A 1,704-nucleotide genomic window follows, 5' to 3' on the forward strand; every position below is an offset into this window, starting at 1 on the left:
GACGCCATGAGCAGCACGGTCATCACCAACATCGCCACGCTGGTCACCAACGACCCCTCCCTCGGATGGGGGTCCCCCCGCTCGAGCAAATTCGAGAGTGGGGGAGGTTCCCCTCTCGGTCTGATCCAGGACGCGGCCGTCGTCATCGACGGCGACCGCGTCACGTGGACCGGTGAATCAAGCAAAGCACCCGCCACTGACAACCGGGTCGACGCCGGGGGCCGCGCGGTGATCCCGGGCTTCGTCGACTCCCACTCCCACCTCGTCTTCGCGGGCGACCGCACGCGGGAGTTCAACGCCCGCATGTCCGGCCGGAGCTACAGCGCCGGCGGCATCCGTACGACGGTCGCGGCCACGCGCTCGGCGACGGACGCCGAACTGGAGGCCAACCTCACCCGCTACCTCACCGAGGCCCTCCGCCAGGGCACCACCACCTTCGAGACCAAGTCCGGCTACGGCCTCACCGTGGAGGACGAGGCCCGCGCGCTGCGCCTCGCCGCCCGGCACACCGACGAGGTGACGTACCTCGGCGCCCATGTCGTCCCGCCCGAGCACGCAGACGACCCGGCCGCGTACGTGGCCCTGGTCACCGGCGAGATGCTCGACGCCTGTGCCCCGTACGCCCGCTGGATCGACGTCTTCTGCGAGAAGGGCGCCTTCGACGGCGATCAGGCGCGCGCGATCCTCACCGCGGGCCGGGCGAAGGGCCTCCACCCGCGCGTCCACGCCAACCAGCTCTCGTACGGTCCGGGCGTCCAGCTGGCCGTCGAGCTGGACGCGGCGAGCGCGGACCACTGCACCCGTCTGACGGACGAGGACGTCGACGCGCTCGCCCACAGCCGTACGGTCGCCACCCTCCTGCCCGGCGCGGAGTTCTCCACGCGCGCCGAGTGGCCCGACGCCCGCCGCCTCCTCGACGCGGGCGTGACCGTCGCCCTGTCGACGGACTGCAATCCGGGGTCGTCCTTCACCTCGTCCGTCCCCTTCTGTATCGCGCTCGCCGTACGGGACATGCGGATGACCCCCGACGAGGCGGTCTGGTCCGCCACGGCGGGCGGTGCGGCGGCCCTGCGCCGCGACGACGTCGGCCGCCTCACCCCGGGCGCGTACGCGGACCTGGCCCTGCTCGACGCCCCCAGCCATGTCCACCTGGCCTACCGGCCGGGCGTCCCCCTGGTGTCCGCGGTATGGCGGCGGGGCGTACGCGAGGTCTGAGGCCTACCCGAGGCCAGGGCCGGTCACGAAGCCCCCGCCCGCCACCGCTGGTCCTCCCGCCCCTGGTCGGGGAAGAGGACGACACCGCTCCCGTACGGCGTCACCGCGTGCCCCGGGGCGATGGCCGGATGGATCGCGCCCTGGGCGTCGACCGTGAAGCGGAGGTTCCGGCCGTTGCCGCCGTCCACCGAGCGGCACTCCCAGATGCCGACGCCCCGCTGGACGGAGCCGCGGCTGTCGAGGCAGTAGTCGGGGTCGGCGTACGACTGGAGGACACCGCGGTCGGAGTCGAACCGCCATCTCTGCGTCCGGGACGAGGTGCAGGGCACCGCGATGACGTCCGTGCCCAACTCCATCGCCCCGTCACGGATGTCCAGGCACAGCCCCGTGCCGGCGTTCACCACCTGGGCGTAGGTGCCGTTCGGCGGATGGGGCTCGGGACTCGGCGCCGGCTTCTTCGTGGCGGACTTCGCCGGGGTGGGCTTCGGG

General features: G+C 72.9%; 2 protein-coding genes. One reads left to right on the forward strand and one right to left on the reverse strand.

Features of this window, described 5'->3' with window-relative positions; all coding sequences use genetic code 11:
* Window positions 1-6 precede the first annotated feature (6 nt).
* Window positions 7-1,215, forward strand: coding sequence for an imidazolonepropionase (hutI, locus tag FNH04_RS45460; protein ID WP_152792069.1), 1,209 nt, complete (start codon window positions 7-9; stop codon window positions 1,213-1,215).
* 23 nt (window positions 1,216-1,238) lie between these two features.
* On the opposite strand, the gene FNH04_RS45465 is transcribed toward hutI, so the two are convergent.
* Window positions 1,239-1,704 (reverse strand): RICIN domain-containing protein (locus FNH04_RS45465; protein ID WP_194237049.1); only part of this gene is annotated, 466 nt, incomplete at its 5' end.

This window comes from Streptomyces phyllanthi, from assembly GCF_009377205.1.
GTDB lineage: Bacteria > Actinomycetota > Actinomycetes > Streptomycetales > Streptomycetaceae > Streptomyces > Streptomyces phyllanthi.